The following is a 2,535-nucleotide window of genomic DNA, read 5'->3' as shown; positions in this document are numbered from 1 at the left end:
CGGCGGTCATGGCGGAGGGGAAACGCCCGGTCACATTCCGAACCCGGAAGCTAAGCCCTCCAGCGCCGATGGTACTGCACTCGGGAGGGTGTGGGAGAGTAGGACACCGCCGGACAAACATTCGATTTCAGGGCCACCCCCTCAGGGGGTGGCCCTGAAACGCGTCCACCCCGAAAACCGGCCGCCACACCGCCTGGATTCGGGCCGGCCGACGGGAATCACCACGTCGGCCGCGTCAGTCTCGTACCGTCGAGCCGGGACCTCTGACACCGGCCACGCCGGTGGGCCGAAACGTGACATGGCGTACGTCGGGACCGTGATCGGGGCCGACCGCACGGGGTACAGGAGTGGACATGGAGATTGGAATCATCGGGTCGGGGCACATCGGGGGCACCCTCACCCGTCGTCTGCGTTCACTCGGCCACGACGTCGCGGTGGCCAACTCCCGCGGGCCGCAGAGCCTCGCCGACCTGGCCGCCGAGACCGGCGCACGGGCGGTGTCGGTGGGGGACGCCGTGCAGGGCGCCGAGCTGGTGGTCATCGCGATCCCGCTGAAGGCGGTGCCGCAGCTTCCGGCGGCGCTGTTCGACGGCAAGCTGGTGGTCGACGCCAACAACTACTACCCCCAGCGGGACGGCGACATCGCCGAGCTGCTCGACCGCAGCCTCAGCTCCAGTCGCTGGACCGCTGACCACCTCAAGGGCGCCCGGGTGGTGAAGGTCTTCAACAACATCCAGGCGGCGCACCTGATGGACGAGGGCAAGCCGGCGGGTACGGCAGGCCGGATCGCGTTGCCGGTGGCCGGCGACGACGCGGACGCCAAGCGGATCGTGATGGGCCTCGTGGACGATCTGGGCTTCGACCCGGTCGACGCGGGCACCCTGGACGAGAGCTGGCGGCAGCAGCCGGACACGCCCGTCTACGGCACTGACCGGGACGCCGACGGCGTACGCGAAGGGCTGGCCGCGGCGCGGCCGTGACAAGCATGGGAAAGGCCCCGCCGGATGCGTCCGGCGGGGCCTTTCCGTGTCGTGGATCAGTCGTCGCCCGGCTTCGGGGCGCAGATGAAGCGCGGCTCGGCGTCGTAGCGCCAGCTGAACTTCTCCCGCTTGACGACCTTGCCGTCCTTCTTGATGACCCGGAAGGCGTCCTGGGCGAACCCGACGGCGCCGGCGGCGGGGATGCAGGACGGCCCCGGGGTCAGGTACACGGTCTTCGGCTGGGTGATGTTGCGGCGGGGGCCGTACTCCGTCTTGACGCTGTCGTAGATCTTGGTGCTCCAGATCGAGACGGTGATCGAGCTGGACGTGTACGAGGTGTCGATGAGCACGCCGTGGGGCGTGTTGTTGCGGAACTTGAAGTCGAGCTGCGGCCAGTAGATGGTCGACTCGATCACGGCCGGGTAGCGGCTGAAGTAGAACGAGTGCGGCTTGTGCTCCACGTCCTCCAGCCCGGCGTAGTAGGTGGCGTTGAACAGCGTGGTGGTGAACTGGGAGACGCCGCCACCGACGCCCGGCACCAGCTTGCCGTTCACGATCGTGGGCGCGTCCTTGTATCCCTGGTCGTAGCCGCGTTCACCGGTGTGCCCGTTGAGCGAGAACGTCTCACCCGGCTTCACGAGCGTGCCGTCCACGTCCTTCGCCGCGCGGACGATGTTCTGGCTGCGCGGCGAGGAGAGGCCGCCGGTGAAATGGGTGGTGAAGGTCGACACCCGCTCCTTGATGCCCAGCTTCGCCAGCTCCGCCTCGGTCAGCTCGGGCGCGGCCGGCTTGAGCTCGGCGGACACCGTACGGCCCTCGGACTTGGGCAGCACCGCGAGCAGGGCCGGGCCGAGCGCGGCGGCGTCGACCTGGCGGCCGGCCTTGCTGGGCACCACCTTCGGCTTGCCGCCGCTGATGGTCAGCCCGGCGTCCTGCGGCTCGACCTCCAGCTTCGTCAGCCGGTCGCCGAGCGCGGCGCGGAGCCGCTTGACGTCGACCTTCGGGGTGAGCGTGCCGGCGTCGTCGGCGGAGAAGCGCAGTGCCCGGGCGATGGCGGCGGGCGGGATGGTGACCGAACCGCCTTCGGTGGTGAGCGTCACCGGCGCGGCGACGGCGGGCCGGGCCAGCTCGGCGACGAGGCGGTCGACCTCCTCACGGGTGGTGGCGGGCCACTTCTCGACGAGCGGCACGGTTACCGGCTCGGCGGCCAGCCAGCCGGCCTTCACCACAGCGGTGGCGCCGTCGGTGTCGACGGTGAGCGCCGGCTTCGGGTAGACCGGCTTCGGGGTGGTGCCGGTCCAGATGATCGCCGGCATCGTCATCTCGCGCCCCTGCGAGCCCATCACCTTCCGCAGGGCGGCCTCCAGCTTGGGCCGGTCGACGGTGACCACCGGCTCGACCGTACGGGAGCCGACGAGCCGGCTCACCGCGTGCGCGTCGGCCTTCGCGGCGGCCGCCACAGTGGCGTCCACGTCGATGGCGAGCCCCACGTCGGACGGCTTCAGCTCGGCCTTCTTCTCACCGACGGTGACCGCCAGCGGGGCGTTCAACGCCT

2 protein-coding genes and 1 rRNA gene are annotated in these 2,535 nt (G+C 70.4%); 2 read left to right on the top strand and 1 reads right to left on the bottom strand.

What is annotated here, in order from left to right:
• Together rrf and KBX39_RS28755 are read left to right on the top strand one after the other, a co-directional pair.
• Nucleotides 1-115, top strand: a 5S ribosomal RNA gene (gene rrf, locus KBX39_RS28760); the annotation flags it as partial.
• A 238-nt stretch (nt 116-353) separates the two neighbouring features.
• The gene (locus KBX39_RS28755; protein ID WP_210873539.1) at nt 354-980 is read left to right on the top strand and encodes an NADPH-dependent F420 reductase; all 627 of its coding nucleotides are present in this window, start codon (nt 354-356) and stop codon (nt 978-980) included.
• Between the two features lie 56 nt (nt 981-1,036).
• Here KBX39_RS28755 and KBX39_RS28750 read toward each other — a convergent pair.
• On the bottom strand, nt 1,037-2,535 hold a 1,499-nt coding region (locus KBX39_RS28750), incomplete at its 5' end, for a VanW family protein (RefSeq protein ID WP_210873537.1).

The sequence above is a fragment of the Micromonospora sp. D75 genome (assembly GCF_018070405.1).
GTDB classification, from domain to species: domain Bacteria; phylum Actinomycetota; class Actinomycetes; order Mycobacteriales; family Micromonosporaceae; genus Micromonospora; species Micromonospora chalcea.
The sequence above is the reverse complement of the archived record's forward strand: the minus strand, read 5'-3'. Positions and strand labels throughout refer to the sequence as shown.

Bases quoted from the DNA above. Each gene is read 5' to 3' on its own strand.
- KBX39_RS28755 (WP_210873539.1), top strand. From the start codon at position 354: ATGGAGATTGGAATCATCGGGTCGGGGCACATCGGGGGCACCCTCACC.